Annotated in this window: 15 protein-coding genes; 5 read left to right on the top strand and 10 right to left on the bottom strand. The window is 34.6% G+C overall.

Annotated elements, in window-relative coordinates; translation table 11 throughout:
* Positions 1-505: 505 nt before the first annotated feature.
* The gene (locus VKJ25_RS03830) at positions 506-1,165 is read right to left on the bottom strand and encodes a hypothetical protein (RefSeq protein WP_324235302.1); all 660 of its coding nucleotides are present in this window, start codon (positions 1,163-1,165) and stop codon (positions 506-508) included.
* 400 nt (positions 1,166-1,565) lie between these two features.
* On the opposite strand from VKJ25_RS03830, the gene VKJ25_RS03825 reads away from it, so the two are divergent.
* On the top strand, positions 1,566-3,293 hold the full coding sequence (locus VKJ25_RS03825; RefSeq protein WP_324235301.1) for a diflavin flavoprotein: 1,728 nt from the start codon (positions 1,566-1,568) through the stop codon (positions 3,291-3,293).
* A 1,181-nt stretch (positions 3,294-4,474) separates the two neighbouring features.
* On the opposite strand, the gene purH is transcribed toward VKJ25_RS03825, so the two are convergent.
* Positions 4,475-6,028 (bottom strand): bifunctional phosphoribosylaminoimidazolecarboxamide formyltransferase/IMP cyclohydrolase, encoded by a 1,554-nt coding sequence (gene purH / locus VKJ25_RS03820; protein WP_324235300.1) that lies wholly within the window; start codon positions 6,026-6,028, stop codon positions 4,475-4,477.
* A gap of 468 nt (positions 6,029-6,496) precedes the next feature.
* Here purH and VKJ25_RS03815 point away from each other — a divergent pair, with 468 nt between their 5' ends.
* Positions 6,497-7,069, top strand: coding sequence for a fascin domain-containing protein (locus VKJ25_RS03815; RefSeq protein ID WP_324235299.1), 573 nt, complete (start codon positions 6,497-6,499; stop codon positions 7,067-7,069).
* Between the two features lie 573 nt (positions 7,070-7,642).
* On the top strand, positions 7,643-8,641 hold the full coding sequence (locus tag VKJ25_RS03810; RefSeq protein WP_324235298.1) for an endonuclease/exonuclease/phosphatase family protein: 999 nt from the start codon (positions 7,643-7,645) through the stop codon (positions 8,639-8,641).
* Positions 8,642-8,790: 149 nt separating this feature from the next.
* Here VKJ25_RS03810 and VKJ25_RS03805 read toward each other — a convergent pair whose 3' ends face one another.
* The 4 genes from VKJ25_RS03805 to petB form a co-directional block, all read right to left on the bottom strand.
* A complete protein-coding gene (locus tag VKJ25_RS03805; protein WP_324235297.1) occupies positions 8,791-9,171 on the bottom strand; it encodes a hypothetical protein in 381 nt (126 codons plus the stop codon).
* Between the two features lie 579 nt (positions 9,172-9,750).
* Complete coding sequence (locus VKJ25_RS03800) at positions 9,751-10,890, bottom strand: glycosyltransferase (protein ID WP_324235296.1); 1,140 nt, start codon at positions 10,888-10,890, stop codon at positions 9,751-9,753.
* Between the two features lie 410 nt (positions 10,891-11,300).
* Entirely contained in the window at positions 11,301-11,783 is a 483-nt protein-coding gene (gene petD / locus VKJ25_RS03795) for a cytochrome b6-f complex subunit IV (protein ID WP_324235295.1), read from the bottom strand.
* 272 nt (positions 11,784-12,055) lie between these two features.
* Positions 12,056-12,724 (bottom strand): cytochrome b6, encoded by a 669-nt coding sequence (gene petB, locus VKJ25_RS03790; protein WP_324235294.1) that lies wholly within the window; start codon positions 12,722-12,724, stop codon positions 12,056-12,058.
* Between the two features lie 1,029 nt (positions 12,725-13,753).
* On the opposite strand from petB, the gene ctpA reads away from it, so the two are divergent.
* Positions 13,754-14,992, top strand: a complete 1,239-nt coding sequence (ctpA, locus tag VKJ25_RS03785) for a carboxyl-terminal processing protease CtpA (RefSeq protein WP_324235293.1) — start codon at positions 13,754-13,756, stop codon at positions 14,990-14,992.
* A gap of 247 nt (positions 14,993-15,239) precedes the next feature.
* On the opposite strand, the gene VKJ25_RS03780 is transcribed toward ctpA, so the two are convergent.
* The 3 genes from VKJ25_RS03780 to ndk all read right to left on the bottom strand — a co-directional run bounded on the left by VKJ25_RS03780 (position 15,240) and on the right by ndk (position 16,911).
* A complete protein-coding gene (locus tag VKJ25_RS03780) occupies positions 15,240-15,629 on the bottom strand; it encodes a slr1601 family putative cell division protein (RefSeq protein ID WP_324235292.1) in 390 nt (129 codons plus the stop codon).
* Between the two features lie 528 nt (positions 15,630-16,157).
* On the bottom strand, positions 16,158-16,253 hold the full coding sequence (gene psaM, locus VKJ25_RS03775) for a photosystem I reaction center subunit XII (protein ID WP_324235291.1): 96 nt from the start codon (positions 16,251-16,253) through the stop codon (positions 16,158-16,160).
* 208 nt (positions 16,254-16,461) lie between these two features.
* Positions 16,462-16,911, bottom strand: a complete 450-nt coding sequence (gene ndk, locus VKJ25_RS03770; RefSeq protein ID WP_324235290.1) for a nucleoside-diphosphate kinase — start codon at positions 16,909-16,911, stop codon at positions 16,462-16,464.
* Between the two features lie 443 nt (positions 16,912-17,354).
* On the opposite strand from ndk, the gene speA reads away from it, so the two are divergent.
* Entirely contained in the window at positions 17,355-19,415 is a 2,061-nt protein-coding gene (speA, locus tag VKJ25_RS03765; protein ID WP_324235289.1) for a biosynthetic arginine decarboxylase, read from the top strand.
* Positions 19,416-20,277: 862 nt separating this feature from the next.
* Here the strand turns inward: speA and VKJ25_RS03760 are convergent.
* The gene (locus VKJ25_RS03760) at positions 20,278-21,453 is read right to left on the bottom strand and encodes a nucleotidyltransferase family protein (protein WP_324235288.1); all 1,176 of its coding nucleotides are present in this window, start codon (positions 21,451-21,453) and stop codon (positions 20,278-20,280) included.
* Between the last annotated feature and the right edge of the window lie 22 nt (positions 21,454-21,475).

Below are 21,475 nucleotides of genomic sequence, written 5' to 3'. Positions count from 1 at the left end.
TATATATAGAGTATTGGTGCGTTGTGCGTTGTGCGCTTTTCATGTCGCGCAGCGTTTCGGCGCTTGAGCCGACATATAAAGCGGAGCTTTGCGGAACGCAAAACGCACCCTACCAATAGCGTTCGTGCCTAAGTCCTATATATAAATATATAAACCTCTCTTTCCTGCTCCCTGTTCCCAGTTAAGTGTTCTCTATTTCCTAATAGGAAATAATAATTGATAATTTATATTATAAGAGATTTTGTTTGTAAAGTTTTAACTAAACCTAAATACTAACTATATATTAGATATCTCCATAAATTATATAAACCTCTCTTTTCTGTTCCCTATTCCCTAAAATTGATAATTTATGGATCAGAGATTTTGTTTTTGATGTTTGGAAAAGTCTATTAGCAGGTAAAGTTTTAACTAAACCTAAATACTAACTATATATTAGATATCTCCATAAATTATATAAACCTCTCTTTTCTGTTCCCTGTTCCCACCTTCTGTGTTCCCTCCATACCTAAATTGGTGAACAACTTGAAATATACCTCCCATTACTATCCCTAGAAACTACATATCCTGGATATGGACTAACCACTTCTATAAATCTTTGAGTCCCATTGCCAATTTGTTCATTTCCCGTAACTTTTATCCTTTGACCATTTTGTACTATTCCAACTTTAGGACTTCCCGAATTACCTCTCTCAAAAATATAGAGTCCATTTGGTCTAAGTACATAACAATTTCTTGACTTAATTTTTCCTTTCGATTGGTAATAAATTACACGCTCAGTCAGGTCATTTCGTGTTATTGAATCTACACGATATTGTTTGGGACCAATAATATATTCAGTCCCTTGTACTGGATCGTAAGCTTCCCATGAACTACCTCTTTGTGTCGCATTACCAACTATCAACCAATCTCGCTCAGTTCCATTTTTGGGTTGAGTAATCAGTAAATACTCACCTTTCTGGGTTTCGCAAATATCAATCTTAAAATTTCTAGTTTCATAATTTGCTTTCTCAGAACCATATCCATAACAAGTTTGTGCCTGAGATGGCAGAATTACAGTCCCCAACATTAAGGCCGTTGTTAAACCTCCAACGGTGGCTAATCGGTGTTTCATTGTTTCCCCCCTTTCTGCCATTTGGATAGTAGCAAACTTGAATGATCGTATCACAATTTGAGAAATATATCTTTGATAAAATCAAAAAAATTTAGTCTAATTTGATATTCTAAACTTTTTAATAAACTTTTCTATAAAAAACTTATAGTTAAATTGTGTAAAAATGTTAAAGAAGCAGTCAGCATTTAGCCATCAGTAGGACTTGAAATTGAGAATTTAAAATTAAAGGTAGATTTACCAATTCTTTTGTTCCCTATTCCTTAGTCCGTAGCGCTATAAAAGCTGACAGTTGATTAAAAACCAAATAAATAGGACTAAAGCTATAAACGCTATTGGTAGGGTGTGTTTCGCTACGCGACATGAAAAGTGTACAACGCACAACGCACCCATACTCCTTATATAGTGCCTTTGCCTAAGTCCTGATCAAAGTAATCATTTTAGAAAGAGGTCTCTCATGGTAGCAATAATAGATAAAGTCAAAAATAGACTCACAATAGAGAAAAATAAAATTGCCCCTGATACAATGGCCATTCGTTCCCTTGATTGGGACCGCGATCGCTTTGATATCGAATTTGGTCTTCAGAATGGTACCACATATAACTCGTATATTGTGCTAGGAGAGAAGACCGCTCTGGTCGATACATCCCATGCCAAGTTTCGCCAGTTATACCTAGATACCTTATGGGGTATAATCAAACCAGCAGAAATTGATTACCTGATTATTAGTCATACTGAACCCGATCATAGTGGTTTAGTTAAAGATATAATTGAACTTGCTCCCCAGGCCACCGTAGTTGGGTCAAAAGTAGCAATTCAATTTTTAGAAAATTTAACTCATATACCATTTAATAAGCAAATTGTCAAAAATGGAGACCAATTAGATTTAGGTAATGGTCACGTTTTTGAATTTGTTTCTGCTCCCAATTTGCACTGGCCTGATACAATATTTAGCTATGATCGCCAAACCCAAATTCTATTTACTTGTGATGCTTTTGGAATGCACTATTGCTCAGACAAGACTTATGATGAAAATCTGAGTGAGATAGAAGCAGATTATAAATTTTATTATGAATGTTTAATGGGTCCCAATGCTCGTTCAGTCTTAAATGCTATGAAAAAAATGAAAGCACTGGGAGAGATCAATACTATTGCCACAGGTCATGGTCCGCTTTTGCGCCATAACTTAGTAGAATTAACCAATCGTTATGAAGAGTGGAGTAAAGCTAAAAGTAAAGCAGAGACAACAGTTGCTGTATTTTATACCTCTGATTATGGTTATAGCGATCGCCTCTCCCAAGCAATCTCTCACGGTATCATCAAAACCGGAGTCGCTGTAGAAATGATGGATTTAAAATCTGCTGACCCTCAAGAAGCAAGAGAACTGGTAGAAATGGCTAAAGCAATTATCATTGGAGCGCCACCCAGCACAGGTTCGGTAGCTACCAATGCGGAAATAGCTATCAGCACTATTTTGGCAGCAGCGGATAAAAAGCAAGCATTTGGTTTATTTGAATCAGGTGGTGGGGATGACTTATCTGTTTATCCTTTGGCAAACCGGTTTAAAGAATTAGGTCTGAAGCAAGCATTTCCTAATATTTTAATCAAAGAAACGCCCTCAGAATTAACTTACAAATTATGTGAAGAAGCGGGAACAGATGCAGGACAACTTTTGAGTCTCAAAGAAACGATCAAACAAATGAAATCTCTTGATAGTGACTTAGATAAAGCTTTAGGTCGTTTGAGCGGGGGTTTGTATATTATTACTGCTACTAAAGGTGAGGTTAGTAGTGCGATGTTAGCATCTTGGGTAGTGCAAGCTAGTTTCCAACCTTTTGGAGTTTCGATCGCAGTAGCAAAAGACCGCGCTATTGAAGCACTAATGCAAGTAGGCGATCGCTTTGTCTTAAATGTATTGCGGGAAGATAATTATCAAAAATTGATGCGACATTTTCTGAAACGTTTTGCACCTGGTGCAGACCGTTTTGCCGGAGTGAATACTCAAACTGCTAACAATGGTAGTCCGATTTTGAGTGATGCCTTAGCTTATTTAGAATGTGAAGTTGCCAGTCGCATGGAAGCAAGCGACCATTGGATTATTTATGCAACTGTTGATAATGGGCGAGTTAGCGATCTAGATGCTTTGCCTGCGGTACACCATAGAAAAGTAGGTAATCATTATTGACAGAACTTACATAAAGAAACCGGGTTTCTTGAAGAAACCCGGTTTCTGGGTTTGTTAGCCTAAATCGCGATATATTTCATTTGTAGTGCAGGCATCTTGCCTGGGATTAATGTACCTGACTGAAAAATCGTTGTGGCGATGATAGCAAGAAATTTACCACCACCCCTGAGATTGCTTTCTTCCATAAATGCCAAAAGTATCTCGCCGAAAAAAACAATAGAATGAATCTATGAATATTTTCTATCAACTACAAGGGGTTGAGTTTGACTGGGATAGCAATAAAGCTTAAATTAATCTAGAAAAATATGGTTAGGACTTACGCATTAACGCTATCCGTAGGGTGCGTTTTGCGTTCCACAAAGCTCCGCTTTATATGTCGGCTCAAGCGCCGAAACGCTACGCGGCATGGAAAGCGTATCTCGTAACCCACCGATACTCTATATCTAGTGTCTTTGCGTAAGTCCTGATAATATTAGTTTTGAAGAAGCAATAAAAGCTTTTTTCGATTAGGTTGGGTTTCACTGTCGTTCTACCCAACAAAGCTTTATTATTGTTGGGTTATTCCTGCGGAGAAGTAAGCTATGCGCCATGCTGCGCAACCCTAAGGGGAACAACTGAACCGACATTGCACTTACATAAATAAACCCGGTTTCTTGAAGAAACCGGGTTTCTGGGTTTGTCAGGGTAAGTCGCGATATATTTCACTTGTAGTGCAGGCATTTGGCCCGTTTATACCTGACAGAATTACGACCTCAAATAGGATTTTTATAATGTAATAATGACAGGACTTACGGAGCAACCCTAGATATGGTGCTACCCCATACGCAATAGTTTTTTGACTATATATATATAGTCATTCCGAATAAGAATGGAACACTTTTTCAGCGAAAACCCTTTGACAGCAAGAAAATCTTGTCTCAATCTACATCAGAATGACTATAGTACCTTTGCATAAGTCCTGAATGAGTGAATCAGGACTTACGCATGAACGCTATATTTAGGGTGTGTTTTGCGTTCCGCAAAGCTCTGCTTTATATGTCGGCTCAAGGGCCGAAACGCTGCGCGACATGAAAAGCGGTAGCGTAATGCACCTAGACTCTATATATAGTGCCTTTGCGTAAGTCCTGTGAATAAAAAATAGCTGATAGCTGACTGTTGAATGCTTAATGCTAACAAAATTGCTAATGTAAAAAATGACGCATTCCAGTTAGTATCATCACCAAACCTAACTCATTTGCTGCAGCAATAGAATCTTTATCTTTTAAACTACCACCTGGTTGAATAATTGCAGTTATTCCTGCTGCTGCTGCTGTTCTTACCGAATCATCAAAAGGGAAAAAAGCATCACTAGCTAATACTCCACCAACAGCTTTTTCTCCTGCTTGTTCTAAAGCTATTTTTACTGCCCCAACTCGATTCATTTGACCAGCACCAATACCAATAGTAGCTTTATTTTTTGTCACCACAATAGCATTAGATTTAACGTGTTTTACCACTTTCCAAGCAAACATTAATTCATCCATTTCTTCAGCAGTAGGTTGTTTTTCGGTAACAACTTTCCAATCATCAGAATTATCTATTTGATCATCAGCATCTTGTACTAAAAAACCACCAGCAATTACCTTAATAGTTTCCTTTTCACCCTCGTTTAAATCTGGTGAAATTAATACTCTTAATTTAGATTTTTTCCGAAAAATTTCTTCTGCTTCTGGTTCACATCCAGGAGCAACTACACATTCTAAAAAAGTCTTAGTCATTGCTTTAGCAGTTGCTGCATCAATAGATTGATTTAAAGCCACAATTCCCCCAAAAGCAGAAATCGAATCTCCAGCAAAAGCCTTTTCATAAGCACTTAAAAGATTCTCATCAACTGCTACTCCACAAGGATTTGTATGTTTAAGAATTGCCACAGTTGGAGCATCAGAAAATTCTCTAATAATTCGTCTTGCTGCCTCTAAATCTACTAAATTATTATAGCTTAATTCCTTACCTTGAATAATTTTACTTTTCGCCCAACCACTAGCATTAATTCCTGTTTGATACCAAGTAGCAGACTGATGAGGATTTTCTCCATAACGCAAAGTTTTAACTTTCTTACCTGATAAGAAAAACATTTCTGATTCTGAATTTTCTCCCTCAGAAACTGTTTCTTGTTCTTGTAAATAAGTAGCGATCGCCTGGTCGTAAGTTGCGGTATGTTGGAATCCTGCTAATGCACATTTTTGCCTAAATTCTAAGGATGCTTCTCCTTCATTTTTCCGTAGTTCTTCTAAATAAGAATTATATTGATTGGGATTACATAAAACTGTTAGATGAGCAAAATTTTTAGCTGATGCTCTTAACATTGCCGGACCGCCAATATCAATTTTTTCAATTGCTTCTGCTAGGGTAACTCCTGGTTGAGAAATTGTTTGTTGAAAAGGATATAAATTAACTACAACTAAATCGATAGGTCGAATATTATTAGCATTTAATTCTTCAATATCTTCAGGTAAATCTTTTCTGGCTAAAATACCTCCATGAATCTTAGGATGTAAGGTTTTAACTCTGCCTCCTAAAATTTCTGGAAAACCTGTATAGTCAGAAACTTTAGTAACAGAAATTCCGGCATCTTTGAGAGTTTTAGCAGTACCGCCACTACTAATTATGTGATAGTCAAATTCTGTAACTAAACTTTTTGCTAAATCAATTAAACCTGTTTTATCAGATGTACTGAGTAATGCTAAACGTGTCATTAATTTTAAATTCTAAATTAGAGAAATAACAGTCTATAATTTTAATAATTAAAATTAAGAATTTGAAACTCTGCGGATTATTTTAATATTCATATTCTGTAGGGGCGGGTTTCTCTAGAAAATCTGAAATTTCCAGTCATAATTTTCCTAAACTCGCCCTTCAATATTAATGTTCATATTCTGTAGGGGCGGGTTTCTCTAGAAAATCTGAAATTTCCAGTCATAATTTTCCTAAACTCGCCCCTTAATTTTTATGTTGATATTGTCAGAACTTACCGCAAAGAAACCCGGTTTCTTGGAGAAACCGGGTTTCTGGTTTTGCCTCCCTAAACCCCCCCTCTAAAATTTCCTCCACCAAAATAAAATTTTGGATAATGCCAAAAATTATGATATAATATATAATTTTTTTTATTTGTTAATAGTATTGATTTTTTTTCAACGCTAAGTTTGTAACTAATTATACATAAAATGAAAAAGTGGTTTACATTAGCATTAACTCTGGCAGCTATTAAGCCTCTGACCTTAACTGCTCCCTTAGCAAATAGTCAAGACAGCTCATTTCCCAGAGGAAAAGTGGCTTTGCAAGTAGCTGACACTGGAACATTTATGGCTCGGTGTAGAGACTGTCAAGAAACTTTGGGTCCTACTCCTATTCCAGATACTGTGACACTTCGAGACGGATACAACGTTGGTCATGCTCAGTTCACAGTTGTTCCTGTTAGTGGTGGAAAAATTGCTTTGAAAGCTGACATTGGCAAATATATAGGTCGGTGTAATGGTTGTATCAAAGATGGCGCAGTTTCTGACTTTCTAGTTATTTTTCACGACAACCCAAATAATCTTAACGCTCAATTTACACCAGAATTACTGCCCAATGGCAACTATGCCTTCAAGGCTAATTCAGGGGAATATGTAGCTCGGTGTAACGGTTGTTCTCCTACTGCTCTGGAGAAGGGTGTTACACAGGATACTGTCACAGTTCATGGTGGTAATCCAGCAGGTAGAGCTAATGCACAATGGAAAGTAATTCCTATTAGATAGAGTTTAGAGAGGAATAGTATCTTTTGATTAATATTAGGACTTACCCAGTGACGCTACATATAGCGCTTAAAACTATTGCACAATAGTTTTTGAACTCTATAGATAGTATTGCGTAAGTCCTGAATATTTGACATCGAAACTAAGCAAAGAAACCTGGTTTCTTGAAGAAACCGGGTTTCTGGGTTTACATGGCGAATTTAATATAACTACCAAATTTCATTTCATTTTCAAGAGCTTCCCCCAAAAATTTTCAAACAATAATCGGAGGTTGTAAATATTGAAAAATTCTGATATAGTTATTCTATAATGGTTCGTTCGCCTATGTGTATGATTTTTTATTCAACAAAAATAGTATCTTCTCAAATTTACAGTAATTAGAAAACCCATTCTACCTTCATGAGGTAAGCTCACCCAGACAAGATGCGGATACTGGCAACATTCACAGCAGATTCGACTTTAGTAAGGTACACCCACGAGACATTTCCGGCTGACACTGAAAAGATTTGATTATTAATATGTGTACTTCAATGTACTTGGAATTTGCTGTAATTATTAATAAAGGATGATGAGAATATGCAAAAATATTATCTTGATCTAATAGAAACAATCATCAGTTACCTACTAACAACAGGAATAATTATTACCACTTTATTTTCCCTAGCAGGTTATTGGCAAAAAGGTATTATTTTCGAGCTAATCTCTCATTTCAAAATTCAATATTTTGTAATTAGTTTAATCTTGCTATTATGTTTAGCCATAATAGGCGAAAAAAGACTTTTATTTATCGGTATATTTTGCACAGTTATCAATCTCACTCCTATTTTACCCTGGTATATTAATCAAAATAGTATTAGTCAAGAAACTCCTAACTTACGAATTTTAGTTCACAATATTTACGGAGGCAGAAATGATCGATATTCACAAATTACCGAAATGGTAAAAGCAGAAAATCCAGATATAGCAATTTTTTTAGAAGCCACCAATATATGGCTGCAAAAACTCCAAACATTATCAGATACTTTACCCTATTCAATTTATGCTCAGTCTTCTTCTGAAATTATAGTAATTTACAGCAAATTTCCTCTCAATAATTATTCAATAGAATTTTTTGCTCCAGAAAGAGCTACTATTATTACCGAATTTAAAATTAATCAAAAAGTTATTAACTTAATAGCAACCCATCCCACCGTTCCTATAAAAGTAAGTACCTTTCAAAAACGGAATCAAATATTAGAAGAACTTGCTAAATATATTCAACAATTAAATAATCCAGTCATTCTAGGAGGAGATTTGAATATTACCATGTGGTCTCCTTACTATCAAAAATTAGAACAGGAAACAGGGTTAAGAAATACTCGTTTAGGCTTTGGTATTCTTCCTACTTGGCCTGGCAAAGGATTTAGTAAATCAATAGTATTTTATATTCTATCTAGATTTTTTCAAATTCCTATAGATCATTGTTTAATCAGTTCAGAAATTAAAGTTGTAAATGTTGAAACCAAAGCTAATTTAAGTTCCAAATTAGGTTCAGATCATATACCTATAATTGCAGATTTATTCATTAGTAAATAATACCAGGTACGATAAATTTTTGCTATAAATATTTAGGTTAAAACTTAGGATTCAGGTAAACATTTAGGTATTAGCAGTCAGCTCTTTCCTATTGCCAAATAATGAGTTAATAGTTCATAGCTGAATGCTGAATGCTAAATGCTGAATGCTTACTCTTCAATTTGTTTGGCATTAATTTCTACCGCAGAAACATCAATAGTACCAGGAGGAGTTAACCTAATAAAATTACCTTCTTCAACTTTAAGAGGTTCTCCACAATTAGGACATTGACATTGAGTTTGGTTTAAAGCAGTAAATTCATAACTACAAACCGGACATTTATCAATAATTAAATTGCGATTTAACCACCAACGTAGACCAATAAAGCCAACTACAGGTGCAATTAAAATAAAACCAAATAATATTAAAATAGAATTAACTAGCCATCCTAAACCTACAGAACCTAGTAACCAAACAACAGCTAAAACAATTAGCCAGTTACCAATACTAGACATAGTTAATTGAAATATTTTTGAGTTTCCTTGATTCACTTAAATTATCTCCTTATAATAAATTTTATTCGTAAACATTTAGCTATAAGCTATGAGTTATTAAATGATGATCACGCCGACAGAATAATTAGTTCAATTCTCTAAATTTTAACCAGAGGCAATTATTAATTAAGGCTTGCTGAAAAAAAATCTTTTTGTTGAAGTAGAAAATAGTTAAGAATCACGATAAAAAGGAAGTTATAGAATAGGTAGTCGTTCATAATAGCTTCCTTAAACCTTAATTATTAATTACAGCAAATTCCGAAACTATAAGGTAAAAATATTAATTATAAATTTTCTAGTGTGGGCATTTTGCCCGCAAAAGATTTACCTCATAACAATAGAAAGCGCTATATTAGTTATTAACTATAGCAATCCTATTTGATTCGTGTCAAAAATTTAGTTGCTTTTAGGGAATAGGGAACATAGAGCAGGGAACAGGGAAGAGTTTCATTTTTTTTATTTACTTTTTGATTTTTCACAACCTATTTAGGATTGCTATCCTAATTATTTTAACTTCTTTCTGTTAATCCTTTTAGATTTAATCAGTAAACCCTAATTATTAATTATTAATTATTTTTAAAGTTGTCTTACTCTTTCAGTAAAAGCTACCTTACCAAAAATCTTTAAACTTTTCTCTCGTAACCATTCACCATCACATCTTTTATCCTCTCCCTTCAGCATTTCTATACAAGCATTAGCTACTGCTTCTGGGTCTCGGTGAGGTACGCGCCATCCTAACTTTCCATCTTGTAAAGGTTCTGCCGAACCATCAGCATCTCCCGACAAAACAGGCACTCCACAGGCCATTGCCTCTAAATAAACAATACCAAATCCTTCCTGAGAAGGCATCACATAAGCATCAGCTACCTGATAATGTTTAACTAAATCTTCTGTAGGCACAAATCCAGCAAATACTACTTTTTCCTTTACCCCTAAATCTTCAGCTAACTTAGCTAAACGAGGTTGGTCATCTCCTCGTCCTATTACTAAATACTTGACTTCTGGGAAAAATTGTAGTAACTTAGGCAAAGCTCGAATTGTGACATCCACACCTTTATAGGGGTCTCCCGACCAAAGTCTAGCTACGGTCATTAATACCTTTGCCCCTTGAAGATTGTAACGCTCAATTAAATCTACAGGTTTAGGTCCAGGAATAAATTTATCCCCATCTACCATACAAGGCAATAATTGAAACTTTTCTGGATTAAGGTGGTTACTTTCACAACACTGGTCGCGACTATAACGACTAATAGTTAATATTTTAGTTGCTTGTTTTAATGCTTGTTGATATTTATTAGGTAGTGGTTCCCATACTTCTTTACCATAAGTTAAAATTGTGTAGGGAATGCCTAAAGGTACACACAAAGTTTGCACTAATGGAGCTAAATTAATATGACCACAAAAAACTTGTTTGGGTTGTTTTTTTAGTAAGAACCATAGTAATGTTGTAGCTAATTTTAATCTCCCTAACCAAACAGACTGAGTTTTCAAATAATAAAAATTTAGACTTTTCGACTGATAGGGATTTTCACAATCTTTCCCATCTCTTAGTAACAAAATATCTGATTTGAAAGAGTAGTTAGATTTTACAGAATTTGTTAACTCTTGATAAGCTTGAAAAATATCTCTTACATAAGACTGAATACCACCTTCACAAGATAAAACTTGTAGAAAAATAAATATATTTTCTTTCTTTTGAGCAACTTTGTTAGTCAATTTTATTTCCCTTCTCTGAGATTATTTTTATTTCTGAAACACCCTCATATTAGTGATCATTTATAATTTATTACTGATAGTTTAAGACGTTTCAGGCAAAACTAAAATTCAATCATAAAAGTTTAGCATCCGAAGCCAAGTATGAAAATTTAAGTAGTCGTGAAAAATTAAATTATTTGTATATAATTTCGTCTTCAAGTCTGACAGAGTGAGAAGTTAATGAATCGTGCATTAACTGTCATTAAGCAGTTAATATAGTTTATCAAATTGGCTTAACCCCATGATAGATTCAAAAAAAAATTTACGCCCTCTGAAAAATTTCTACAAATACATAATGTACTTATGAAGAAAATCTACAAAGGGCGTAAAATTTTAGATATCTAAGTCTGAGAATCTAGATATCCAAAATCTTAGAATAAACCAAGAGTGAAGGACTTATCAATTGGAAAAGTAGCACCAATACCTAACCATAAAGTAACCGCAGTACCAAACAAAAATACAGCAGTAGCTACAGGACGGCGGAAAGGATTTTGGAACTTATTCACACTTTCAATGAAAGGAACCAACATTAATCCTAAAGGAATAGAAGCCATTGCTACAATACCCAATAACTTATTAGGTACAACACGCAAAATTTGGAAAACTGGCCAGAAATACCACTCAGGCAAAATTTCCAAAGGAGTAGCAAATGGATTTGCTGGTTCACCAACCATAGCAGGGTCTAATACAGCCAAACCTATACATAAAGCAAGTGTACCCATCATTACTACTGGGAATACATAGAGCAAATCATTAGGCCAAGCAGGTTCACCATAGTAGTTGTGACCCATACCTTGAGCTAATTTAGCTCTTAATTTAGGATCGCTCAGATCCGGTTTTTTTAATGTGGACATAAAAGTTTTCTTCTCCGTGATAGTTGAAGTTTTCATCCCGCAGGAAGGACAACACGCTTCTCACAAAACTTGGTTCCTCGACGGGTTAAAATTTTCTGGGGAACTTCTACTGAAATTTAGTAGTCTGAGATTTTGCTCAACACAAGTTTTCAGTCTTCTAAAGCTTTTCAGTAACTCAATAAATTTACCGTAGCAAAATTATCAGTGGAAGTTACGATGCCTCAAACTGAGTTTGACTCGATAATTTAGTTTCTTGTTAATAGCAGCCTAATTTACAAAGGACCAGAGATACCTTGCTTACGAATCATTAAGAAGTGCAGTAGCATAAATACTGCAATAAACCAAGGTAATACAAAAGTATGAAGACTGTAGAAACGAGTTAGAGTTGCTTGACCAACACTTGTACTACCACGCATTAGTTCTACGATGAATGGACCAACAAATGGAATAGCATCAGGTACACCAGATACAATTTTTACCGCCCAGTAACCAATTTGGTCCCAAGGTAAGGAATAACCAGTTACACCAAAGCTCACTGTAATTACTGCCATAACTACTCCTGTTACCCAGGTTAGCTCGCGGGGCTTTTTGAAACCACCTGTGAGGTATACTCGGAAAACATGAAGAATCATCATCAATACCATCATACTGGCAGACCAACGGTGGACGGAGCGAATTAGCCAACCGAAGTTTACTTCAGTCATAATGTATTGGACTGATGATAATGCTTCTGCTACTGTTGGTTTGTAGTAGAAAGTCATGGCAAATCCAGTAGCAAACTGGATTAGGAAGCACATTAGAGTAATTCCACCTAAGCAGTAGAAAATATTTACATGGGGTGGAACATATTTGCTAGTAATGTCGTCTGAAATCGCTTGAATTTCTAAGCGTTCGTCAAACCACTTATAAGCGGGTGAATCAGTTACCTGTTTTGTGAACATTAAGTCAAAAATCCTAGATGAATATTGCTGTTTGTTAATTAGCTATCAGCTTTTAGCATTTAGCTAGTCTTTGGCAGAGGAACTGCGTTAACAGTTTTTTGCTTGGTTTAATTCCCTGCTTTCTGACTGCTGACTGCTTTTTTAATGAATTAAGTTTCTGGGTAGTTAGGAAGAGATACTTAACCGTAACCCTTGAATCAGCAATACGAATATCATACCAACTGATACATAAATGAAGCAGCAAGTATATTTTTTCAAAAAAAAATTTTCCTTGCCTACCCTCTAGTAATAAAATTTAACATAATTCATAGATATATTTCAGATAAGGTCGTAATTTTTCTAGAGTTCGATATGTAAGAAGGAAGAAGGAAGAAGGAAGAAGGAAGAAGGAAGAAGGAAGAAGGAAGAAGGAAGAAGGAAGAAGTAAGAAGTAAGAAGGAAGAAGGAAGAAGTAAGAAGGAAGAAGGAAAAAACCTTTAATAAAAACAGGAATTAGGCAGTGCATCTAGATATAGTGGTTAAAACTAGAGCAAAATCGTTTTTTGAATCTATATATAGTACATTGTCGTAAGTTATGAAAAAAAAGGAATAAACGATATTTATCTCTATCTAAAACTTAATTGGAGCAGCTATTTTTAACTATTTCCGATTCATATCTACCTTTTTGTCCCATTATTTTTTCAAAACGGTATTGTTTAGGGTTTGCTTATGAAAGTCTTTTTTTGAACCAGGGGGTAGGGACGTTTCATGGAACTTCACAAAGTCAAGATGAATAGGAATTATAAAGGAAGTAGTTGTTTATAATGGTAGAGTTGACTTTTCTACCTCCCGTTATCCGAAAATACTAACTTGAGGAACTTGAGCTATCTAAAAACTTGGCAAGAGAAAAAATTCCATATTTCAAGCCTCTTGCTTTCCCCCCAAATACTGCGTAAACAGCTAGAGGTACTGATAACTGATAACTGAAACGACCTATAAAAAATTTTAGATTTAATCAGCTAGCCCTATCTAAATATATACTTTCATTTTATGAAAAAAAGATTTTTCCAAATTATATTTCTATTAATATTACCAACTATTCTGAACTGGGGACTCTGGACTTCTTCGGCAACAGCATTAACAGAAGAACAAAAATTATTAGGGGAAGCTTGGCGTATAGTTAATTTGGCTTATATAGATGATTCTTTCAACCATCAGAACTGGTGGTTTAAGCGTCAAAAATTAATGAAGAAACCCCTAAAAACTAGAGAAGAAACTTACAACACTATCGAAGAAATGTTGGCTAGTCTAGAAGATCCTTTCACCCGACTTCTTAAACCACAACAATACCGTAATTTGCAAGTCGATACTTCTGGAGAATTAATAGGAGTAGGTTTACAAATTGCTTTAGACTCTAAAACAGGAGAAGTAATAGTTATTTCTCCCTTAGAAGGTTCTCCTGCTGAAACTGCTGGTATCCAAGCGGGCGATCGCGTAATTAAAATTGATGGCCATCCCACCACAGAATTTTCATTAGATGAAGCTGCAAATAGAATGCGGGGTACTATTGGTTCTTCTGTGGTACTAACCATTTTGAAAAAAAGTAGGAACCAACCCCAAGATATAACTATAATTCGGGAACAAATAGAAATTAATCCAGTCTATGCTAGGTTAAAGTCTAACTCTGAAGCTGGACCGATTGGTTATATTCGTCTGAATCAATTTAATGCTAATGCTACTACAGAAATCAGTCAAGCAGTAGAAAATTTTGAGGAAAAAGGAGCGATTGGATATATACTTGATTTACGCAATAATCCAGGTGGACTTTTACAAGCTGGTATAGAAATTGCTAGTCTCTGGTTAGAGGAAGGTACAATTGTTTATACAGTTAATAGACAAAGAGTTCTTGATAGTTTCTCTGCTGAAGGTTCTGCTATAACTAATGCCCCATTAGTTGTTTTAACTAATCAGGGAACTGCCAGTGCAAGTGAAATTTTAGCTGGGGCACTTCAAGATAATAGTCGTGCTTTATTAGTAGGTGAAAAAACTTTTGGTAAAGGGTTAATTCAATCTTTATTTGATTTATCTGATGGTTCGGGATTAGCAGTTACTGTTGCTAAGTATGAAACGCCAAATCATAAAGATATTAATAAACTGGGAATTGTTCCTGATATTTTGGTTAAGCAAGAGTCAATTTTACCTAATCAAATTACCACAGAAGTTGATAAACAATATCAAGCTGCTGTAGAGCTTATAATATCTCAATTTGTATTAGAAAAGGCAGCTTAAATGTAAGCATTCAGCTATCAGTTATTAGCTATCAGCTTTAAGTTATTAATTTAATTAGGGTTGGCTGAATTATTTATCAAAGCATATAGAAATACAAGGTTTGAACAATTAGAACTTCCCTAAATCTTGACTCTTAACTACTCCCTACTACCTATAAAATAGAAAAACTAAAAGAGGATTATAAATAACCACCTCTTATAAAACTTCCCTAAATCCTAACTATTAACTACTCCCTGCTCCCTACTCCCTATTTAGATTTCTCACTATCATCTTCTAGCCAAATAATAGGTATTTGATTAGAGTCTACTTGATTGCTTTGTTCTTGCATAATAGTTTTAGCTTGACTAGGATCAAAATAACGGCTAAAATCTTCTTTCTGATTATTTAGTCTGTCTGTTGTAGCTTCAATTTCAGATTCAATAACTTGTAGTTTTTCTTGAATAGATTGATAATGAGGTAACAATTTTAGTAGAGCTGAAGTTACAAAAGCGGATATTAGAATATTAGTTAATAATTTAGCTGTAGTTTCAATTCCTAAATGAGTAAATTTATTTTTTTTAGAGGGTGCGCTAGGTTTGACTTTACTAGAATAATTCTGAGAAACTTGTGAAAATTGAGTAGGTTGAGTGGCTTGCATATATTTGTCTGGATAAGTTAATTAATTACTATAAGCTGTTAAACATCTATCAGATATTTTTTCTAAGTTTATCAAAGATTACAACTTATAAAATAAGCAGTTTGAATGGGCGAGAGCTTACTTCTAATATATTAATCTATGCTTAAGTATTCTCATTCAGGATGTCAACTCAATCTTTTTTTAGGGAAGAGGGAACAGGGAAGAGGGAACAGGGAACAGGTAGAAGTTTCATTTTTTTATTTACTTTTTAAAGGGAATAGGTATGGAGGGAACAGGTAGAAGTTTCGTTTTTAGAATTGCTATATGTTGATAGAAGGAAAAAGAATTGATAATTTATGGATAAAATTTAAGATTTATAGTAAGATGTTTGCTCTTTTAACTATTCCATAAAAAAATCTGCCCTTGCAGCTTTTCTCCTAGTAACTTTATGATAATATCTGACTTCGATAACAAGCCAAAATTTTATCCTGTTAAGGAGTAACTGTGAGGACAGATTTAGAAATTAAATTTTAATTAATTGCCAAGATTTTATTTGTACAGTTCAGTTGAGAGTCGGAATGCTAAGATTCCAGGGATTAGAGCAATTACTAAAGCAACCAATACTTGGGTATCAGATAAAGACATGGTTTAAAACTCCTTATTTTTGTAGTTTACTTTCCAGTTAATTTTCCGTATTTTACCTACAATTGGAAGTTGCTAGACTGTTATTGTTACAAATTGAAATAAATATTAAATTTTTTCCTTCTTCAAAATTATTCTTCTTTTGTATTTAGCCAAACTACGGAGCTAACTGATAAATATTTCAGACAGGAAAAAATTTTTTCTATTTGTTTTATTCTACAATCCAGGGAGTTAAAGTAGGCTGCCATGATACTAACTCTTCCTCTTTAAACCAAAGACTAATTTCAGTTTTAGCAGTCTCAATGGCATCAGAACCATGTATTAAATTACGGCCAACACTAATTCCATAATCACCACGAATTGTACCAGGTTCAGCACTCAAAGGATTAGTTGCCCCAATAATTTTTCTCGCAGATGCCACAACTCCTTCTCCTTCCCAAACCATTGCTACTACAGGTCCAGATGTAATAAATTGTATTAAGCTTGGAAAAAATGGTCTTTCTTTATGAACATCGTAGTGTTTTTCAGCCAGTTCCTTACTTACACTCATACTTTTTAGACCAACTAGAGTAAAACCTTTGGTTTCAAAACGACTGATAATCTGGCCTACAAGTCCTCTTTGGACACCATCGGGTTTAATTGCAATAAAGGTACGTTCCAAACTAATACTCCTTAAAAATTTGCTCAATTAACAGTAATACTTTACAGGACAGGGGATTTTTTGCTCAAATTCTAGGGTAATAGTTTTTGAGCTAATCTTTTTACTTGTACTATACATCTCAAGAAAAGAAGGAACAGGAAATATGGGGGGGAATAATTGATTGTTTCTAAGTCCGAATTGATTTTATCACTATTGCACAATAGTTTTGAGCTGATACCTTGACTAATAATGATGGAATCAAAAATATCTAACATTTGATTATGTTAAAAATTTAAGTTAATCATCATACTTGCCAATCAAGAGTAAATTTAACTAAAACTATTCCACAATAGTTTTGAGCTGATACCTTGACTAATAATGATGGAATCAAAAATATCTAAAATTTTAGTATCTTAAAAAGTTAAAATAATCTCAAGTTTAACCCTTTGGAATTGAAAAATAAAATGGATTTACAATCAACTACAAATCAAAACTTTTCTGAGACTGCAAATTCTACATCATTAACTAATAATTCTCAAACAGATAAAACAGATATTAATCCTATCAAGTCTGAAGAAAAAAAATCTTGGGTAATAGAAGATAGTGAGAAATTATATAGAATACTTGGCTGGGGTCATCCCTATTTTGCAATTAATTCTGCTGGTCATGTTACAGTTTCTCCTAAAGGCGATTTAGGAGGTTCTTTAGATTTATACGAACTTGTTGAATCTATTAAACAAAGAAATATAGGACTACCTTTAATTCTGCGATTTTCCGATATTCTTGAAGATAGAATTGAACGATTAAATGCTTGTTTTTCTAAAGCGATCGCTCGTTATAAATATAAGAATATTTATCGAGGTGTATTTCCTGTTAAATGTAATCAAAATAGTCAGTTAGTAGAAGAAATAGTTAAATTTGGGAAGCCTCATAAATTTGGTTTAGAGGCTGGTTCAAAACCAGAATTATTAATAGCTATTGCTACTTTAAATACCAGTGATTCACTAATAATTTGTAATGGTTATAAAGACCGAGAATATATTGAGACTGCCATGCTAGCTCAACGGTTAGGAAAAACATTAATAATAGTTATTGAACAGGTAGAAGAAGTACAATTAGTTATAGAAGCTAGTAAAAAATTAAATATTAAACCAGTAGTAGGAGTTCGGGCAAAACTCAGCACTAAAGGTATCGGTCGTTGGGCAGGAACTACAGGCGATCGCGCTAAATTTGGTCTCAATATTTTGGAAATAATTCAAGTTGTTAATAAGTTAAAAAATGGGGGTATTTTAGATTCTTTACAGCTCTTACATTTTCATGTTGGTTCACAAATTTCTTCAATTAGTGTGATTAAGGATGCTATTAGAGAAGCCAGTCAAATTTATGTAGAATTAGCTGAACTAGGGGCAAATATGAAATACTTAGATGTAGGAGGTGGTTTAGCAGTTGATTATGATGGTTCTAAAACCAACTTTTATGCTTCTAGAAATTATGATATGCAGAATTATGCTAATGATATTGTGGCAGAAGTTAAGGAAGCTTGTGAAGAGAAAAAAATATTACCTCCAATATTAATTAGCGAAAGTGGGAGAGCAATAGCATCTCATCAATCAGTTTTAGTTTTTGATGTATTAGGAGTTAGTCAAGCTCCGAAAGAAGAATCAGTAATTATTAATAAAGACGAACATTTAATTTTGCAAAACCTCTACGAAACCTATCAATCTATTAACCAAAACAATTATCAGGAAGCATATCACGACGCTATTCAATTTAAAGAAGAATCTATTAGTCTATTTAATTTTGGATATCTTAGTATTAGTGAAAGAGCAAAAGTAGAACAACTATACTGGGGATGTTTTCGGAAAATTCAAGCCATATTAAAAGACTCTGAATATGTGCCAGATGATTTAGCGGAAATGGAAAAAATTATGGCATCTATCTATTACATTAACCTTTCTGTTTTTCAATCTGCTCCTGATAGTTGGGCGATTAATCAATTATTTCCAATTATGCCTATTCATCGCTTAGATGAAGAGCCTAAAGAAAGAGCTATATTAGCTGACCTTACTTGTGATAGTGATGGGAAAATTGAGAAGTTTATTGATTTACGAGATGTCAAATTATTATTAGAATTACATACTCTGAAAATTAGTGATAAATATGCTGAAGATTTTGATAGCAAAACATCAGAAAATTCTTCTATTTTTGAACCTTATTATCTGGCAATGTTTCTGGGAGGTGCTTACCAAGAAATTATGGGTAATCTCCATAATTTGTTTGGTGATGTTAATGTTGTGCATATTAAATTAACTCCTTCAGGATACAAAATTGAACACGTCGTTAAGGGTGACACTATGACAGAAGTTTTGAATTATGTTAAGTATAATTCTGATGGTTTAGTTGAAAGTATTCGTTGTCAAACTGAGCAGGCTTTACAAGAGGAAAAAATTACTATTAAAGAGTCGCGAATGCTGTTACAAAATTATGAAAGTAGTTTGAGTAGTTACACTTATTTGAATAATTAATTAAAGCCAGTAGGGTGTGTTACGCTTTGCTAACGCACCATCTTTGAGGAAAGTTTAACGAGCAGATGATTAATTCCTTTATGATTTTGAATTAATAATGGTGCGTTACGGCTAGCGCCTCACACACCCTACTGGACTATTTCTGTATAGCAATAGTAATTTTATTTCCGAAAGCACTCTCGGCTCTGAGTGTGGGGAAAAAGTTCCTAACTATTTCCATTTTCGGGTGCTTCACAGAATGTGATAAAAATTTTCCTGATTCTGGCAAGTATTAATTAATTCCGCCAAATTATTATCATTTGTTAAAGCACCCGCGATTCTGAGTGTGGGGAAAAAGTTCCTAACTATTTCCATTTTCGAGTGCTTCACAGAATGTGATAACAATTTTCCTAATTCTGGCAAGTATTAATTAATTCCGCCAAATTATTATCATTTGTTAAAGCACCCGCGACTCTGAGTGTGGGAAAAAAGTTCCTAACTATTTCCACTCAGGCGATCGCTTTTTTTCATTTCCTTAAGCACTAAAAATGAAAATGTGGCGAGAAATTTTCTCAGTATTTCCCTTTCACAACAGTAATTTCATTTTATTAAGCACCTGAAGTTTAACGGAGTTTCTAACTTTTCAGTTATCAGTTATTAGCATTACAATAATCGATCGCTCTTTGGGGTGGAGCGCAAAGAAACCCGATTTATTCAAGCAACCGGGTTTCTAGTTCCCAACTAATCCCTATTAAAATCAGCGGTGGGGAGCTACGTTTTTGAACCACGACAGAGCAAGGGTTACGGTTCCCGAAAAATCAGACCCCCAAAAATACCTACCCTGACTCCTAGATAATTCTAAAACTTATAACTGATAACTGAATCAACCTCCATTTTGCTCCAGAATATCCTTAATTTCCTTAATTGTTTCATGCTCCACAGGAGGAGAAGAAGGAAAAGGATGACGAGTATCAGTAATCAACCAATCAAGAGAAGCAGCTTGAACATCAATAGAAGCTCCAGTCTTATCGACACAATAACGACCAAATACCAACTTATCAACCAAACGCACCCCTGGACCCAAACGAGAATACTCAAAAATAACACTACTATCAACAGTAGTCCCACGACAAATCCAGCAATTAGGACCAATCATAGTCGGCCCAATAATTTTCGCCCCATCCTCAATCTTGGTCATACCACCAATATAAACAGGCCCCTCAATATCCACCTTATCCCAATTAACTGCCACATTTAAACCAGTATAAATTCCTGGAGATACCTCCCTACCAGGAATAGAAACATTTTTCACTTCCCCCATTAATACATCCCTAATTGCTCGCCAATAATCTGGTACCTTACCAATATCCACCCATTCAAAATCCATTGCCACACCATAGAACGGAGCATCTATTTCTACCAGTTTAGGAAACAACTGACCACCAATATCAAATTCCACTCCAGAAGGAATATAATCAAGCACTTCTGGCTCAAAAATATAAATACCAGTATTAATATCGGTACTCAAAGCCTCGTCAACTTTTGGCTTCTCCTGAAAAGATTGAATTCGCCCTGTTTCATCTGTCACTACCACACCATAACTAGAAACTTCCTCACGAGGAATAGACTTCATAATTATAGTCGCCATCGAGCCTTTTTCTTTATGCCATTTGATTGCTGCGGTCAAGTCTAAATCTATCAAAGCATCACCACAAAGAACCACAAATGTATCGTCAAAATAAGGATAAAAATCTTGAATTCGCCTCATACCACCAGCAGAACCCAATGCTTCCCCAATCAAATTTCCATCCTCAATTCGTCCTTCAAAAGAATAAGCAATATCTACCCCAAACTTTTGACCATCACGAAAATAGTCCTCTATTTCTTTTGCTAAATGACTAACATTGACCATAATTTGGTCAAAACCGTGTTGACGAAGCAACTCCACCAAAAATTCCATTACCGGTTTTTGGAGAATAGGAATCATTGGTTTAGGAATGCTATAAGTGATTGGACGAACACGAGTTCCTTTTCCAGCGGCCAGAATCATGGCTTTCATTTTTAGTCTCCTCTACCTTAAA

It is taken from the genome of Okeania sp. (assembly GCF_035285525.1).
GTDB lineage: Bacteria > Cyanobacteriota > Cyanobacteriia > Cyanobacteriales > Microcoleaceae > Trichodesmium.
This window is presented reverse-complemented; position numbering and strand designations above follow the sequence as displayed.